Here is a 16,091-nt window from a genome sequence, read left to right on the forward strand (position 1 = left end):
TAGATCCCTGAGCTTTGCTACACCAGGCGCTGCGATGAGAGCTGTTCCGTACGCTCGAGGCATTCGCGGAATCCCCTCGCGTTTCCGACCGACCTGCACTCCAGCGCGAGCTCCACACAGCACGCGAAGGTCCAGCCCGCGATGCGTCGCGCATCAAGATCCAGACGATCGGCAAACAAGGCGACCTGCTCCCGCGCGTCACGCAGGTCACACCGCGACAGAGAGTGCCCCACGTCAAACGCGCGATCACCGAGCACCGGATACGGATCGATCGCCAGCCATCCACGCTCCGAGAGCACCACGTTGCTCGGCCCGAGATCGCCGTGGAGCAGCACCGTGTCCGTAGAAGACGAGGTCAGGGACGTGAACAGCTCGTCCGCCTGCGCGACGACGCCTCGATCCACCGGCGGCTCAAACCGATCGAACCAGTCCCACATCGTCTCGCGGGAGCGCTCCACCAACCTCGCGAGTGGCTCGAACTCGTCGTCTGCAGGAGGCTCGACTGCGTGCAGCTCGGCGAGTACCGACGCAACGGCCTTGTTCCCGGTCGCGACGTCGAGGTCATCACCGTTCGTGCCGGGCACGCACCGCTCGAGCAGCAAGACCTGGCTCGCCTCGTCGGAGTCGAAAAGTCGCGCCGCTCCGCGACCAGCCCAGTGTTGCAGGCCCTTCGCCGCCCAGGGGTTGCGATGACCCGGACACTCCACCTTCAACACCGCGTCGCTGCCGTCCGCTCGACGTACGGGAGCAACCCACCCGACGTTGCCGCCCGGCTCGAACGGGGCGCCCACATGCAGCTGCCAGGCACACGCCGCGTCAGCGACCAGACTCGGTAGTCGCGCCAGCCAGTTGCGTCCGACATCGCCGAACGCCGGGACGACGATGTGCGCCAACCGATCCGGAATTCGAAGCGCAGTCGTCATGCATCAGCCCCTTGGTGTGCCTAACTCGTACTTGAACAGACGGCTTCCCCGTAGGCGATCTTAGGGGAAGGAGTGTCTGCCACTGTCCAGGCGACATGATGGGCGTCACGCCGCGTTTCGCTCGGCCGGTCGCCGCAGCCCCAAAAGTCGTTGTCCTGCAAGGCTCGTGCGCTCGTGAACGCGCGAAATCGCGAGTTACTTGACGCATCCGTGACGCATGGGCACGATCAGATGCTCGTTGAAACCTCAAACCTGCACGTCATCGCGGTGGCACGCCGGAGGCTCGAACTCCGCACACACGGGTTAAAGCCCGTTGCTCTACCCGATGAGCTAGTGGTCAGTCGGATGACGCCAAAGTGTTCTTAGCGTTGGCGAGGACTTCGTCGGCGGTCGTGGCGGCGTTCTTCTGCAACGCCTTGCCGTTCACGATGTTCAGCATCGGCCAGCAGACGATCGACTCGGGAGTGGCCGGGGTGCTGAACGCGACCACGCCGCTCTGGTCGCTGCTGCTCGGCCTCGCCATCGGCACCGAGCGCGGCATCCGCCCGGTCCGGCTGGCCGGCCTGGTACTCGGGTTCGGCGGCACGGTGCTGATCTTCGCGCCCTGGCAACAGGCCGGATCCGTCGGTTGGGGTGCTCTCGGCGTGGTGACGGCGCCGACGGGACCGAGGGCCAGGTGACCCGGCGGCGTGCAGCACTCGACGGTCGTCGGCTGGTCGAGCAGGGGCAGTGTCTCGAGGGGCACGTGGCCCCCTTCCTCGCAAGGGTCCCGCAATCTCGTGCACGTCGTGGTGACGTCGACGTCGAGCGGACCTCGATGAACGAGGTCCGGAGCCTGACCCGCCGTGCCAGATGGACCGCGTCCTTCGCGTCGTTCTTCAGCCGATCGCCGCTGGGCCGCTGCCGAATGAAGCGCCCCAGGCTTGATGCCGCATCCTTGTGAGTTGGGAGGATGCGAACCATGCCGAAGAGGATTGGTCCGAAGGTCAAAGAGCGGTGCGTGCGGTCGGTGCTGAAGCAAGACACTTACCGCGCGCCCGTGGCTCGCTCTCGGGGTCGCGTGCCTTCGGGATGGCTACTGCACAAGCGGGTTGAGAAACAGGCGCTGCACATCGCCAATGCCGGATCCTAGGTACGATCCGGTCGTGCCTTTGACAGCGGACGACGTTGACCGGTTCGAGCGATCGAGGCCGCGCCTGGAGGCCATCGCCTACCGTATGCTCGGTTCCGCGGACGAGGCACAGGACGTCGTGCAGGACACGTTCCTGCGATGGCACGCCGCCGACGTCGACCGCGTCGAGGTCCCCGAGGCCTGGCTGACGAAGGTCCTCACCAACCTGTGCCTCAACCAGCTCACCTCCGCGCGGGCACGGCGCGAGACCTACGTGGGTCGATGGCTCCCCGAGCCGCTGCTCGCCGGGGACCCGATGCTCGGCCCGGCCGACACCGCTGAGCAGCGCGAATCGGTCTCGTATGCGGTCCTGACCCTCATGGAGCGCCTGTCCCCCAACGAGCGGGCCGTGTACGTGCTGCGGGAGGCCTTCGACTACCCGCACCGGGAGATCGCCGAGATCCTCGACATCACCGAGGCCGCCAGCCAGCAGATCTTTCACCGTGCCAAGAAGCATGTCGCGTACGGCAAAGCCCGCGGCGAGATCGACCAGGCCGCCGCCCAGCGGATCGTCGAGGAGTTCCTCGCGGCCGCCACCAGTGGCCAGACCGATGAGCTCGTACGCCTGCTCACCAAGGACGCCATCTCCATCGGCGACGGCGGAGGGAAGGCTCCGGCACGCACCAAGGCGTTCGAGGGAGCCGTCGCGGTCGCGAAGTTCGTGTGGGGCTTGTTCAAGCCCGCCGAGGCCAAGCGCGCCATGGTCGGCGGCTCGTCCGAGATATACGCCTGGGCCGCCAATGGCGAACCCGCCGTTGTGGCCGTCGTGGCAGGCCGGGTCGTCGCGATCATGTGCCTGGAGGTCACCGCCGAGGGCATCACTGCCTGCCGTATGCAGGCAAACCCTGACAAGCTCGAACGCGCGACCGAGCAATGGGCGGCGGCCAACCATGGGGAACCCCTGCTCATGATGTGACGGGTATCACCTTTGGCTCCTGTCAGGAATCGGTGGGCCATCCGGTTCAAGCGACACATCCGGACCTGAACCGAACAGGAGCTAACGATGAGAGTGCTGGTGGCAGGAGCGACCGGAGCGATGGGGAAGGAACTGGTGCCGCGTCTGGTCGATGCGGGACACGAGGTGTTCGCCATGATCCGCAGTGATTCCAACAAGGCCAAGGCATCACAGCTGGGCGCGGTACCGGTCATCGCCGATGCGCTGAATCGCGCCCAGGTCGAGAAGGCCGTGCGCCAAGCGGCCCCAGAGGTGATCGTCAACCAGCTGACCGCCATCGGGCACGTCGATCTCCGCAAATTCGAACAGAGCTTCGCCGCCACCGACCGGCTGCGGGTCGAGGGCAACGACAACCTGCTCGCGGCCGCACGCGCCACAGGAGTACGACGTTTCGTCGCCCAGAGCAACGGCGCGTTCACCTACGCGCGGACCGGCGGGCCGATCAAGAACGAACAAGACCCCCTGGAGAACTCACCGATCGCCCCGATGGCCCCGATGATCGCCGCGATCAAGCACTTGGAGAAGGCGGTGCTGGGCGCCGCCTGGACCGAAGGGATCGTGCTGCGCTACGGCGGGTTCTACGGACCCGGCACCTCCATGGCGCCGGGCTCCCAGCAGCTCGAGATGATCCGCAAACGCAAGTTCCCGGTCGTCGGCGACGGCGGCGGGGTGTGGTCGTTCATCCACATCGCCGATGCCGCCGAGGCCACGGTCATAGCGGTGGAGAAGGGCGGCCGCGGTGTCTACAACATCGTCGACGACGAGCCCGCCCCGGTCGCCGAATGGCTGCCGGAACTGGCGGCGATGCTGGGCGTCAAGAAGCCGACGCGCGTACCCAGGTTCATCGGACGGATGGCCGCCGGACCCGCCGGCGTCGTGCTCATGACGGAGCTGCGCGGCGCATCCAACGCCAAGGCCAAGCGCGAACTGGGTTGGCATCCCGCACATCCCACCTGGCGACAAGGCCTCCTGGGGTGACCACCGCGGAGATCGGTATCCCCGTCTGGCGCGAAGCCGACTTCGCTGCGACCGCGGATGCCGTGTAGGAAGTCCCTGGTCCTGGCGCTGGACACCTGGCCGGGCGGTTCACCGCGAACCGACGGATAAAGCTGAACGCCCCCAGCAACGGCTGCGATCGCAGCAACCGGCATTCGACGTGGACACAGAGGTACGCACCGTGGCCTGGCCGATGGACGGTCGGGGCCGCACGGTCTTCGGTTTCGCGCCGTGCATGCCCGTGGCGCTCGGCTGTTCGCAGGTTCGCGCGGCCGCCACGTCGCGGGGGAGCGGCCTACGTGGCGATGCTAGCCCTGGCCCGCCGGTCGATCGACCCCCAGCCACGTGCCAGCGGTCCAGGGAATCAGCGAGGCAAGGATCGTCTCGGCATCGCAGGACCGGAGACACACGTTCAGGCCACCGGGTCTACGGCAGGCTCTCCGGGCCGAGATCCTTGAGCCGCAAGTCTTTTCACCCAACTGCGGCTTTACTGGCATGACCGAAGGGGCGCGCACCGGGACACACATCTAGCTTCGCGGCGCGGTCGACCGGCTTGTCGGAGGCAAGAGGCGACGTTTTCGCAGGTCAGTTGGTGCGCCCGGGAGGATTCGAACCTCCGACCATCGGATTAGAAGTCCGGTGCTCTATCCACTGAGCTACGGGCGCAGGCGCGGCTAGAAACTCTACCGAGGAGCGGAACGGATCTCTCGCTGGACCGGCCGGTGAGTCGCTGCGACTCGCCGGACGACCCGTCGATGATCAGTCGGAGCCACGCGACGGAGAGAGTCTGCGGGCGTGGAGTCGGCCGTTCCCGCAAGGGGCCGCAGGTGACGCGCGAAGCGTAATTGCGTTGTCCCTGTCGGTGGCCGCCGTTACGGTCGTCGCTGTGTTCGCCTTGATCTGGTACGCCTACCGGGTCGCTCGTGGCAGCACCGTTCTTGCGCTCACCCTCGCCGTTGCCGCAGCCAGCACCGGAGTCCTCCTCACCTACCTCGTCGGGCAGGTCGTCGGCGCGGTTCCGGGCATCGTTACTGGCGGCTCCAGGGCCATGTCGATGGTGGCGTTCGGCTGGTTGCTCGCCGCCCTGCTGACCGTGTTCGTCGTGGAGACAACCCTGCCAGCGATCCGCCAGGCCGCCGAGTGGAGCATGTCCAATCGGATCAGCCGGGACATCGGCGTACGCGTGACTGATCCGCTGCTGGCTCCGTGGCGGATCAGGCATCTGGAGGATCCCGAGGTTCAGGACGCCCAGCAGCGGGCCAAGGGCAAGGATGGCTACCAGGTCAGCTTCGGACTCCGCATCCTGCCGGGTTTCCTCAGCAGCCGGCTCACGCTGCTGGGTTCGGCGGTCCTGGTGGGCCGGATGTTCTCCTGGCCGGTAGCTGCCGGCCTCACGGCCGTGACTCTGTTCATGGAATGGCACCGTCGGCGGGTGCTCGAGGGCGAGGTCGACTCCTGGTGGGGGCTGACCGAGGGTGCGCGGCGGGCCGGGTACCTCTTCGACCTGGGGATGCGGGACGCGCCCAAGGAGCTTCGGGTGTTCGGTCTTGGTCCGTGGCTGGTGGAGCGGTACGTCGCGCAGTGGCTCGACGCGATGCGGCCGATCTGGCAGGCCCGGCGCCGAGGCACCCTTGTGGCGGCGGCCGTGGGTGTGCTGCACCTCGGTGCCCATGCGTTCGCGATCGTGCTCGTCGGCCGGGCCGCGCTCGCCGGCCAGTTGCCACTCACCCAGGTGGCTACGGCGGTGCCGGCGATCCTCGCCGTGGGGGCGTCGTACAACGGATTCGCGGCCGTTCAGGTCAGGCGTGCGCTGACGGCCTACCGCGCGATGTGTGACCTGCCGGGACTGATCGCCGAACGCCATCCCGAGACCGGTGAGGGGAGCCGGCATCCGGTGGCCGCGATGCCGCGGGAGGAGATCCGATTCGAAGGCGTGACCTTCCGCTATCCGGGGTCGGAGGTCGATGTCCTGGCCGGACTTGACCTCACCATCCGTGCCGGCGAAGCGCTCGCCCTGGTCGGGGTCAACGGCGCCGGCAAGTCGACCCTGGTCAAGCTTCTCGCCGGCGTCTACGCGCCGACCACCGGACGCATCACCGTCGACGGGGTCGACCTGCGTGAGCTCGACCTCGTTGCCTGGCAGCGCCGGATCGCCGCCATCGTGCAGGACTTCCTCCGCTTCCCGCTCTCGGCAACCGACAACGTCGTCTTCGGCGCGGACGAACACGCCGGCGACGGCGCCGCGGTGACGAAGGTGGCGACGGAAGCGGGGATCGCCGAGACCATCGCCGCGTTACCGGCAGGGTGGGACACCGTGCTGGACAAGACCTACGACGGCGGTGTCGACCTGTCGGGCGGGGAATGGCAGCGGGTCGCGCTCGCCCGGGCGCTCTTCGCCGTCGACGCCGGAGCGGGTGTGCTGGTGCTCGACGAGCCGGCCGCCGCGCTCGACGTACGCGCCGAGGCCGAACTCGTCGATCGCTACCTCGACCTCACGTCAGGCGTCACGTCGCTGATCATCTCCCACCGGTTCTCCGTGGTCCGTGACGCGCACCGGATCTGCGTCCTTGACCGCGGTGCGATCGTCGAGGCCGGTACGCACAAGGAGTTGCTGGCCGAAGGGGGCCGCTACGCCCAGATGTTCGGCCTCCAGGCCGAGCGCTATCTGACCGAGGACGGTGTGTCCCGTGCCTGAGGGGGTCCGGACGGACTCAGCGCGCGCCCCCGAGTCCCTGCGGATGCCGGAGACCCTCCGCGCGCTGCGGTTGTGGGTCGCGACGGCGTTCCGGGCGGCGCCGCTGCTGGTCGTCGCCCAGTGTCTGCTGGCCGCCGTGCAGGCGGTCACGGCTCCCGCCCAGACCTACGGCGTGAAACTCCTGGTCGACGGACTCACCGGCCATGATTCCGCCACCGTCGTGTGGGGCATGGCCGTGATCCTGGCCGGCTTCGGCGTGATGTTCGTGGGCATGGTGATCAGCGGACCCGTGCAGGACACGACCGCCGAACGTGTCTCCGGGCAGATCTACCGTGACGTCCTCGACGTCACCGTCTCCGTGCCGGGCATCGTCCATCACGAACGCCCCGACGTCGCCGACAAGATCGAGCTGATCAGGGACCAGGCATGGCGGCTGGGCGTCAGCTTCGAACTCCTCCTGTTCGTGGTCGGCACGGCGGCCAACACGGTCGCCGTGCTCGGTCTGCTCGGGTCGGTCCATCCGGTGCTCCTGCTGCTGCCGATCCTTGGCCTGAGCCGAGTCTGGTCGGCCTTCCGCGGCTTCCAGCGATCGCAGGACGCCATGGAGCGGACGACGCCGCACGACCGGGTGATGAACCGGCTGATCGAGATCTCCAAGGACCCTCGCAGCGGTCTCGAGGTGCGGGTCTTCGGCCTGCGGCCGGTGCTGACCAGGCGGCTCACCGAACTGATGGACGAACGCCTCGACATCCAGGAGACCGCCCTACGCAAGGGGGCGGTGCTCGACGGGACCGTCCGGATCTGCTTCGGACTCGTCTACTGCGCGGCGATCCTCTGGACGCTGTGGATGGCGCAGGCCGGCCGGCTCTCGGCAGGTGACGTCGTCCTGATCATCCTGGTTGCTCCCCAGGTGGACCAACTGGCCGGTGGTATCGCCGGCAACGTCTACTGGATGGGCGAGATCGTCCGCAGCTTCGCCCGGTACGACTGGTTGCGTCGCTACGCCGCCGACAACTCCTGGTCGGGCAGCAGCGATCCCGGACCGACGAAGCTGCGCGAGGGCATCACCTTGCGCGACGTCGGGTTCAGCTATCCGGGTTCGGACCAGCCCGTCCTCCGCGATGTCAACCTCACCTTGCCGGCGGGATCGACCGTGGCGCTGGTCGGCGAGAACGGCGCCGGCAAGACGACCCTCGTCAAGCTGCTGGCCCGGCTCTACGACCCCACCACCGGCGCGGTACTCGTCGACGGCACCGACCTGCGCGACATCGACCCCGACGCATGGCGGAAGCGGATGTCAGCCGGGTTCCAGGACTTCGTCAAGTTCGAGCTGCCGGCACGTGAGGTCGTGGGCCTCGGCGACACCGGCCGGATGACCGACGACGCCGCCATCAAGGCGGCCCTGCTCCGGGGCGACGCCGAACCCGTCATCGAAGGGCTTCCGAGCGGACTCGACACCCAGCTGGGCCGGAAGTTCACAGGCGGTGTCGATCTGTCCGGCGGGCAGTGGCAGCGGCTGGCGCTGGCGCGGGCGTTCATGCGCGACCGGTGCCTGCTCCTGCTGCTCGACGAGCCGACGGCGGCGCTGGACCCCGAGGCCGAGCACACGTTGTTCGAACGCTTCGCGGAGGCGTCGCGGATCGCTGCGCGTGAGACGGGCGGGATCACGGTGCTGGTGTCGCACCGGTTCTCCACCGTACGGATGGCCGACCTGATCGTGGTGCTGGTCGACGGGCAGGTGGCGGAGGCGGGCAGCCACGCGGAGCTCCTCGCCGGAGGCGGCCGCTACGCCGAGCTCTTCGAGATGCAGGCCCGCGCCTATCGCTGAGGGTGGCGTACCGTCGGGGTCGACGACCTTCGGGCGAGAAGGGGAGCGAGATGGCGGGAGCGGGTGCCTCGATCACGGTGCGGCTGGCCTATGGCGAGCGCGGTTTGGACGTACGTCTGCCTGCCGACCGCACGGCGCTGGTACAGCCGCGTTACCGGCCGGGGGTCGCGGATCCGGCCGCCACCCTCGCCGACGCGCTCCGCCACCCGGTGGCCGGGCCGCCGCTTCGCGAGGTCGTACGCAGGGGACAGACGGTCGCCATCTCCGCCTGTGACAGCACGCGGCCGCAACCCCGGCACCTCATGATCCCGGCGGTGCTTGCCGAGCTGGCAGACGTCGTACGACCGGAGGACGTCACCATCCTGGTCGCCACCGGCACCCACCGGTCGAACACCGACGCGGAGCTGCGGGCGATGTTCGGCGACGCGGTGGTCAACCGTGTCCGGATCGTCAACCATGACGCGCGCAACGACGCGGAGCTCGTCTGGTGCGGACGTCACGGCAACGACGTGCCGGTGTGGCTCAACCGCGCGTGGGTCGACGCCGACGTACGCCTCACCACCGGTTTCGTGGAGCCGCACTTCTTCGCGGGCTTCTCGGGCGGGCCCAAGCTCGTGGCGCCCGGGCTCGCCGGCCTGCAGACGGTGCTGACGCTGCACGACGCCGCCCGGATCGGCGACCCGCGTGCGACGTGGGGGATCACCGAGGGCAACCCGGTCCACGACGACGTACGCGCGATCGCCGCCGCCACGGGTGTCGACTTCGCGTTCGACGTGATCCTCAACCGAGACCAGGAGATCGTCGGTGCGTACGCAGGCGAGCTGTTCGCCATGCACAGGGCCGCCTGCGCGGCGGCGAAGGACAACGCCATGGCGCCGGTCGACGCGGCGTTCGACGTGGTGCTGACCACGAATTCCGGCTTCCCGCTGGACCAGAACCTCTACCAGGCGGTCAAGGGCATGTCGGCCGCGGCGAAGGTCGTGAAGCCGGGAGGTGTGATCGTGTGCGCGGCCGAGTGCCGGGACGGATTCCCGGACCACGGTTCCTACCGCGAGGTGCTCACGTCGGCACCGTCGCCCGAGGCCCTGCTCGAACGCATCGCCGCACGTGACCACACCGTCCCTGACCAGTGGCAGGTGCAGGTCCAGGCAGCGGTCCAGGCGAAGGCCCGGGTCGTCGTGCACACGTCGTACCTCTCGGCTGACGATCTACGCGCCGCCCACCTGGACCACACGGCCGACGTCGAGAAGACGGTCGAGGAGGCGTTGGACGCCGCGGGTGAAGCGGCGCGGGTCTGTGTCCTTCCGGAGGGACCGCAGACCATTCCGTACCTCGTTGACTGACTGGTTGGCTGACAGGTTTCCTGGCTGGCTGGCTGGCTGGCTGGCTGGCTGGGTGGTGCGTTCCGTCGCTGCCAGGTTTTGTCCACAGGACCCAGATCGGTGGTCTTTTCCACACCCGAACGCCACCGCGGCCCGCAGGTGATCGTGCTCCGCCATCGTGGTGAGCACAGTTCACGAGAAGGGTCAGACATGAACGAGACGATGATCAGCATTGCCGGCAACGTCGCGACCGAGATCCGGTTCCTGCGTTCCGATCGAGGCACTCCGCTCGCGTCGTTCCGGCTTGCGTCGACTTCGCGGCGATTCGACCGGAGTCAGGGGGGCTGGGTCGACGGTCGCACGACATACGTGACTGTCGTGTGCTGGCGCGCTCTCGCCGAAAACGTGGCGGCGAGCCTGCGCAAGGGAGAACCGGTCGTGGCCACCGGCCGCCTGCGGGTGGAGCCGTGGGAGCGCGACGACGGTCGCAGCGGAACGTCTGTCGAGATCGAGGCCCAGGTCGTCGGTCACGACCTGTCCCGGGGAACCTCGGCGTTCCGGCGCACCCGGCGCGAGCACGTGGACACGCCGTCGGACGCCAAGGTCGCCGAACAGCTCGCGCGGAGCCTTGACTCGGTGCCGCTGAACGACGAAACCGACGCGTCGACCACGGCACCCGGTCCAGGTTCGACCACGGCACCGCGCTCGGCGACTGGGCAGGCGACGCCTCAGTCCAGCCCGGGTTCGGAAGCAACCACAAACCAAGACGTCGGCGCCCCCAGCGCCGAGGCGGCTGCGCTGCCCACGCAACCGCGCAGCGGCGGTCGAGCCTCTCGGGCCGCCGCCGCGTCCTCGGCAGGCGCCGACCAGCGGGCCGCCTGAGTGGCGGCCCGTCCGAGATAGGCGGTTTGTGACCGTCTCATCTCGACAGCTGCCGGGCGGCAGCCCGCCCGCCTGACGGTGTGCCCTGCCAGCCCCCCGCCGGTGGCGGGCACGGGACGCCGCCCGGCAGCGCCGGTCTCGACGCGATGTTGCAGGATAGGTATCTGTCTGGTTCTCCCCCCGATCTCTCCAAGGTGAATGCCACGTGCCCGAGTTCATCTACACGATGCGCGGCGTCCGCAAGTCGCTCGGTGACAAGGTCGTCCTCGACAACGTCACCCTCTCGTTCCTCCCCGGAGCGAAGATCGGCGTCGTCGGCCCGAACGGCACGGGCAAGTCGACCCTGCTCAAGATCATGGCCGGCATGGAGCAGCCCTCCAACGGTGACGTGATGTTGGCGGCCGACGCGACTGTCGGAATGCTCCAGCAGGAGCCGCCGCTGACCGAGGACAAGAACGTCCTGGAGAACGTCCAGGAAGGCGTGGCCGACACGAAGGCGATGCTCGACCGGTTCAACGAGATCTCTGCCGAACTCGCCGATCCGGACGCCGACTACGACGCGCTCCTCGCCGAGATGGGGGAGTTGCAGACCCAGCTCGACCACCGGGACGCCTGGGACCTCGACTCGCGCCTCGAGATGGCGATGGATGCTCTCCGATGCCCGCCGGGGGACGCTGACGTCACCCCGCTCTCCGGTGGTGAGCGGCGGCGGGTCGCGCTCTGCAAGCTGCTGCTGTCCCAACCCGACCTGTTGCTGCTCGATGAGCCGACCAACCACCTCGACGCCGAGAGCGTCCAGTGGCTCGAGCAGCACCTTGCCGCGTATCCCGGCACGGTCCTCGCCGTCACGCACGACCGGTACTTCCTCGACAACGTGGCGGGTTGGATCCTCGAGCTCGACCGCGGCAAGACCTTCCCCTACGAAGGCAACTACTCGACCTATCTGCAGACCAAGCAGGAGCGGCTCACTGTCGAGGGTCGCAAGGACGCCAAGCGCAAGCGGATCCTCGAGCAGGAGCTCGAATGGGTCCGGTCCAACCCGAAGGCGCGCCAGGCCAAGAACAAGGCCCGGCTGCAGCGTTACGAAGAGCTCGCGACCGAGGCGGAGCGAGCCAAGAAGATCGACTTCGAGGAGATCCAGATCCCTCCAGGCCCCCGTCTGGGCAACCTGGTGCTCGACGCGACCGGACTGACGAAGGGCTTCGGCGACCGGGTCCTCATCGAGGATCTGTCCTTCTCGCTGCCGAGAGCGGGCATCATCGGCGTGATCGGCCCGAACGGGGTGGGCAAGACCACCCTGTTCAAGATGATCGTGGGCGAAGAGAAGCCTGACGCCGGAGAGTTGCGGGTGGGGGACACGGTCAGCCTGTCCTACGTCGACCAGAGCCGAGGACGTATCCCCGCGGAGAAGACCGTCTGGGAAGCCGTCTCAGACGGTCTGGACTGGATCAGGGTCGCAAGCTTCGAGATGCCGAGCCGGGCGTACGTCGCGTCGTTCGGGTTCAAGGGTCCCGACCAGCAGAAGCGCGCGGGAATCCTCTCAGGCGGGGAGCGCAACCGACTCAACCTCGCGCTGACGTTGAAGCAGGGCGGCAACCTGTTGCTCCTCGACGAGCCCACCAACGACCTCGATGTCGAAACCCTCCAGTCGCTGGAAAATGCTCTGCTGGAGTTTCCTGGCTGTGCCGTCGTCACGTCACACGATCGGTGGTTCCTCGACCGGGTGGCGACCCACATCCTGGCCTGGGAGGGCGCCGACGAGAACCCGGCGAAGTGGTTCTGGTTCGAAGGAAACTTCGCCGACTACGAAGCCAACAAGATCGAGCGACTCGGACCCGAGGCGGCGCGGCCGCACCGGGTGACCTACCGCCGCCTCACCCGCGACTGAGTTGGCCTAGGTCCCGCGCGACTCGGCACCGCGCGACTCGGCACCGCGCGTCGGGGTGTTGTGCGATGAGGTGGACTGACCGCCGCGGCTGATGACCGACTCGAAGGCGCGACCGATCGCCTCGAAGTCGGCGTCGCTCACGAGATCGACGAACCCGTCACGCACGCCGGCCACATGGATCGGGGCGGCCTCGACGAGCCTGTCGTAACCCGTGTCGGTCAGTTTGGCGAGCACGCCGCGCCGGTCCGACGGGCACGAGTGGCGCTCGACGAGACCGGCAGTCTCCATCCGGGAGACGGTGTGGGTGAGCCGGCTACGGGAGTGGTGGACCGACTCGGCCAGTTCCGCCATCCGCAGCGTCCGGTCCGGCGCCTCTGACAGGCGGACCAGGATCTCGTACTCGGGCAGCGACAGGCCGAGCCCAGCCAGGTCCCGGTCAAGTCGCTCCATGAGGTGGGCCGCCCCCAACAGGTAGGTACGCCAGATCCGCTGCTGTGAGGCCGTGAGCCACCGAGGCGTCGTCATGCCCACCAGCGTAGCGCCATGGTTGACGATTCAACGAACGTCAGCTAGGGTCGGACCCAATGTAGTTGAAGATTCAATAGGGATCGCCTGAAGGAGACCTCGCAACCATGACAATTGCCACGACGTACGCGCTCGTCGCCGGGACCTGGGCCATCGATCCGGCACACTCCGAGGTCGGCTTCACGGTCCGTCACCTGATGACGAAGGTGCGTGGATCCTTCCGTGAGTTCGACGGGACGATCGAGGTCGCCGAGGACCCGGCCGCGTCCAAGGCGACGGTGTCGATTCAGCTCGCCTCGATCGACACCGGCACCAAGCAACGGGATGATCATGTGCGGTCCGGAGACTTTCTCGACATCGACAACCACCCCGTGATGACCTTTGTCTCGACGGGGATCCGGCCCGACGGCGACGGCTTTGTCCTGACCGGCGACCTCACCGTCAAGGGGGTCACCAGGTCGGTGGATCTCACCGCCGAGTTCCTCGGCGTCGAGGAGGACGCCTACGGCAACACGCGTGCCGGGTTCGATGCGACCACCACCATTGACCGCAAGGCGTTCGGCGTCGACACGAACGTGCCTCTCGGCGGCGAGAAGCTCCTCATCGGCGACCAGGTGTCGGTCCAGTTGTCCGTCCAGGCCGTCCTGCAGAAGTAGGACCACGGGCGCCGTCCTGCAGAGTAGGACATCGGGCAGGTCAAGCGACGCCAGGGAGCTGTCGCGCGTCCGCACCGAGACCCTGCGATCCCCCCACGAGCGGTCATCGCCAGGCCTGAGAGGATCGCGGGGTGGCGCCCTTCGTGTTCCAGTGCCCGCTGCGCTGGTCAGACATGGATTCGTACGGTCATGTCAACAACGTCGAATTCTTGCGCCTGCTGGAGGAAGCACGGGTCGCGTTGTTCTTCGACGGCGCCCGGCAGGCGGGCGTGAAGAGCTTCGAGGGCGAACTCGTCGTCGTACGCCATGAGATCGACTACAAGCGTCCCCTGGTCTACCGGCCGGAGCCGATCACCGTCGAAACCTGGGTCACCACGATCCGCTCCTCGTCGTTCACGATCGACTATGAGGTGAGCGACGAGGCGACGCGCTACGCCTCGGCGCGAAGTGTGCTGGCGGCCTACGACGCCGAGCTCGACCGGCCACGCCGGCTGAGCCCGGAGGAGCTTTCGTGGCTGGAGCGGTACCGCGGCGACGAGTGACGGCCAAGCGTGTTACCCGAGCTGGCGCCACAGTGCGCGGACGAACTGCACGCGCATGCCAACTCGTTCCATCGCGCGATGACTCGTCGAGAGGTAGTCGGCGCCACTGCAGACGAACTCGACACCGGCCGCGTGCGCGTCCGCGATCCGGCGTCGGAGCAGCGCGGTCTGCAAGCCGCGGCGCCGGAATGCCGGATCGGTCGCCGCGTCGGCACAGTAACCCACTTTGTCGTGCAGGAAGAGGATGCCTGCCGCCGCCGGCCGGCCATCCACCCGCGCAAGGTAGAGCTGCCACCCGGGAAGGCCCAGCCAAGGCTGTACGTTCGCCTTGAACCCGGCTCTCTCCGGGATCTGCCAGCCGGCCGTGTAGGCGTCGAGGAAGGCATCGAACTGCTCGGCCGTCGTGACCCGCTCGACGGCGGCAGCAGCGTCCGCCGCATCCGCGTCGCCACCCAGCGGTTCAGGCTCGCGGATGAGCGAGGTGTGGAAGCCTGCTTGGAAGTATCCGAGGCGGCTGAGCTCCCGGCCGAGCTCCTTGTCGTAGGTGCCCGGGACCAGCTCGAACTGCGTCTGGATGCCCGCGGAGCGATACCACTCGGCCAGCGGCGCGACGTGCCGTTCGAGTCCAGAGCGCAGTCCGGTCACGGCATTGAACCCAGGGATGTGCCGGGCCATCATCGCCACCACCCCGTCGTCGACGTGGCGGTAGGCGACCCCGATCGGATTGCCAGGCAGGCGTTCCAAGATCCGCAGCCTGGCAAGGGTGTAGGCGGTCTCGACGGTGATCGTCTGCCGGATCAGGTCGAGTGAGGGCAGGAGCACGCCGCGCCCTGCGGTCATCGGCTGGGGCGGGCCTTGCGCTTGACGTTGACGCCACCCCAGAACGCCAGTCCGGTGACGCGGACAACCGGCCGGCTGGTTCGCGGCGCAACGGTTCCGCCGGTGGCGTGGCCCCTGTCCGCGTTCTCCGCGCCGTCCTGACCAGGCTCCGCGTGGCTGTGGCTGCCGTGGCCGGCGGCGCCCACGTGGCTGCCGTGGCCGGTGTGGGGGAGTGCGGGGCGCCGATCGTCCTCCGAGCCCCCGGAGTCGGGTTCGACCACGTCGCTGCTGTCGTCGAAGCCGCCCATGATCCCGACACCGTCGACGATGACGTCGACGTCCTCCGGCACGATCACTTCGATGCCACCCATGATCGCGAACGCTCGGATGGTCACCTCGGGCTGGGTGAAGCGGGCGTTCCGCAGGTCGAGGTTGACCCCGCCCCAGAAGGCGACGGCGGTGTGTGCGTGGGGGACCACCCAGGATCCACGGCGGTTGACCCCGGACATGAAGGCGATCGACACCGCCTGCCCCGGCAGGGTGCCGCGGTAGGCAGGCGCCGCCGCTGGTTCCGGGCGTGCGGCCAACCCGGTCGCCGGGTCGACGGCAGGAAGATCATGGGTGAACCGGTCCAGCTCGGCGTAGGTCCGAGCGGCGTAGACCCCCTCGAGACGTTGGTCCAGCTCATCAAGGGTGAGCCGGCCGTCGCCCGCCGCGTCACGCAGTCGCTCGGCCACCTGGTGCCGGTCGGCGTCCGAGGCGCGCACATCACGCGGGCCGTTCGGCTCCGTGGGCTCGACGTGCCCCGCCGAGGCAGTCGGCTCGACCCGTCCCTTCGGGTCGGTTGGCTCAGGCAGCTGTGTCACGGCGACAGCTTAGAGCGCTGGGG

At 68.2% G+C, this 16,091-nt stretch carries 14 protein-coding genes and 2 tRNA genes; 10 read left to right on the forward strand and 6 right to left on the reverse strand.

Translation table 11 applies throughout. The annotated features are described in order from the left end of the window. Positions 1–17: 17 nt before the first annotated feature. Together ABNF93_RS09645 and ABNF93_RS09650 are read right to left on the reverse strand one after the other, a co-directional pair. Entirely contained in the window at positions 18–923 is a 906-nt protein-coding gene (locus ABNF93_RS09645; RefSeq protein WP_349327528.1) for an aminoglycoside phosphotransferase family protein, read from the reverse strand. Between the two features lie 268 nt (positions 924–1,191). Further along, positions 1,192–1,257 (reverse strand) — tRNA-OTHER (locus ABNF93_RS09650). A 34-nt stretch (positions 1,258–1,291) separates the two neighbouring features. Between ABNF93_RS09650 and ABNF93_RS09655 the strand changes: the two genes are divergently transcribed. The 3 genes from ABNF93_RS09655 (at position 1,292) to ABNF93_RS09665 (ending at position 4,027) form a co-directional block, all read left to right on the forward strand. Continuing rightward, entirely contained in the window at positions 1,292–1,603 is a 312-nt protein-coding gene (locus ABNF93_RS09655) for an EamA family transporter (protein ID WP_349327529.1), read from the forward strand. Between the two features lie 465 nt (positions 1,604–2,068). Further along, positions 2,069–3,010 carry an RNA polymerase sigma factor SigJ gene (sigJ, locus tag ABNF93_RS09660; protein WP_349327530.1) on the forward strand — a complete coding sequence of 314 codons (942 nt, stop codon included), beginning with the start codon at positions 2,069–2,071 and terminating at the stop codon, positions 3,008–3,010. 87 nt (positions 3,011–3,097) lie between these two features. Then, positions 3,098–4,027 carry an NAD-dependent epimerase/dehydratase family protein gene (locus ABNF93_RS09665; RefSeq protein ID WP_349327531.1) on the forward strand — a complete coding sequence of 310 codons (930 nt, stop codon included), beginning with the start codon at positions 3,098–3,100 and terminating at the stop codon, positions 4,025–4,027. 608 nt (positions 4,028–4,635) lie between these two features. Here ABNF93_RS09665 and ABNF93_RS09670 read toward each other — a convergent pair. Continuing rightward, positions 4,636–4,711, reverse strand: a tRNA-Arg gene (locus ABNF93_RS09670). A 220-nt stretch (positions 4,712–4,931) separates the two neighbouring features. Here ABNF93_RS09670 and ABNF93_RS09675 point away from each other — a divergent pair. The 5 genes from ABNF93_RS09675 to ettA all read left to right on the forward strand — a co-directional run bounded on the left by ABNF93_RS09675 (position 4,932) and on the right by ettA (position 12,660). Further along, positions 4,932–6,740 carry an ABC transporter ATP-binding protein gene (locus ABNF93_RS09675; protein ID WP_349327533.1) on the forward strand — a complete coding sequence of 603 codons (1,809 nt, stop codon included), beginning with the start codon at positions 4,932–4,934 and terminating at the stop codon, positions 6,738–6,740. Further along, positions 6,733–8,568 carry an ABC transporter ATP-binding protein gene (locus ABNF93_RS09680; RefSeq protein WP_349327534.1) on the forward strand — a complete coding sequence of 612 codons (1,836 nt, stop codon included), beginning with the start codon at positions 6,733–6,735 and terminating at the stop codon, positions 8,566–8,568. Before ABNF93_RS09675 ends, ABNF93_RS09680 begins: the two co-directional genes overlap by 8 nt. A gap of 50 nt (positions 8,569–8,618) precedes the next feature. Continuing rightward, positions 8,619–9,911: a nickel-dependent lactate racemase gene (gene larA, locus ABNF93_RS09685; protein ID WP_349327535.1), complete on the forward strand. Its 1,293-nt coding sequence runs from the start codon at positions 8,619–8,621 to the stop codon at positions 9,909–9,911. 189 nt (positions 9,912–10,100) lie between these two features. Then, positions 10,101–10,772, forward strand: a complete 672-nt coding sequence (locus ABNF93_RS09690; RefSeq protein WP_349327536.1) for a single-stranded DNA-binding protein — start codon at positions 10,101–10,103, stop codon at positions 10,770–10,772. Between the two features lie 205 nt (positions 10,773–10,977). Beyond that, a complete protein-coding gene (gene ettA / locus ABNF93_RS09695; protein ID WP_349327537.1) occupies positions 10,978–12,660 on the forward strand; it encodes an energy-dependent translational throttle protein EttA in 1,683 nt (560 codons plus the stop codon). Positions 12,661–12,666: 6 nt separating this feature from the next. Here the strand turns inward: ettA and ABNF93_RS09700 are convergent, their stop codons facing one another. Beyond that, complete coding sequence (locus ABNF93_RS09700) at positions 12,667–13,185, reverse strand: MarR family winged helix-turn-helix transcriptional regulator (protein WP_349327538.1); 519 nt, start codon at positions 13,183–13,185, stop codon at positions 12,667–12,669. Between the two features lie 107 nt (positions 13,186–13,292). On the opposite strand from ABNF93_RS09700, the gene ABNF93_RS09705 reads away from it, so the two are divergent. Then, on the forward strand, positions 13,293–13,841 hold the full coding sequence (locus ABNF93_RS09705; protein WP_349327539.1) for a YceI family protein: 549 nt from the start codon (positions 13,293–13,295) through the stop codon (positions 13,839–13,841). Positions 13,842–13,972: 131 nt separating this feature from the next. Continuing rightward, positions 13,973–14,383, forward strand: a complete 411-nt coding sequence (locus tag ABNF93_RS09710) for an acyl-CoA thioesterase (protein WP_349327540.1) — start codon at positions 13,973–13,975, stop codon at positions 14,381–14,383. A 12-nt stretch (positions 14,384–14,395) separates the two neighbouring features. Here ABNF93_RS09710 and ABNF93_RS09715 read toward each other — a convergent pair whose 3' ends face one another. Together ABNF93_RS09715 and ABNF93_RS09720 are read right to left on the reverse strand one after the other, a co-directional pair. Further along, positions 14,396–15,223, reverse strand: coding sequence for a GNAT family N-acetyltransferase (locus ABNF93_RS09715; protein WP_349327541.1), 828 nt, complete (start codon positions 15,221–15,223; stop codon positions 14,396–14,398). Then, positions 15,220–16,068, reverse strand: coding sequence for a DUF1707 SHOCT-like domain-containing protein (locus ABNF93_RS09720; protein WP_349327543.1), 849 nt, complete (start codon positions 16,066–16,068; stop codon positions 15,220–15,222). The genes ABNF93_RS09715 and ABNF93_RS09720 overlap by 4 nt, the downstream gene beginning before the upstream one ends. Between the last annotated feature and the right edge of the window lie 23 nt (positions 16,069–16,091).

The sequence above is a fragment of the Actinopolymorpha sp. B9G3 genome (assembly GCF_040120725.1).
Taxonomy (GTDB): Bacteria; Actinomycetota; Actinomycetes; order Propionibacteriales; family Actinopolymorphaceae; genus Thermasporomyces.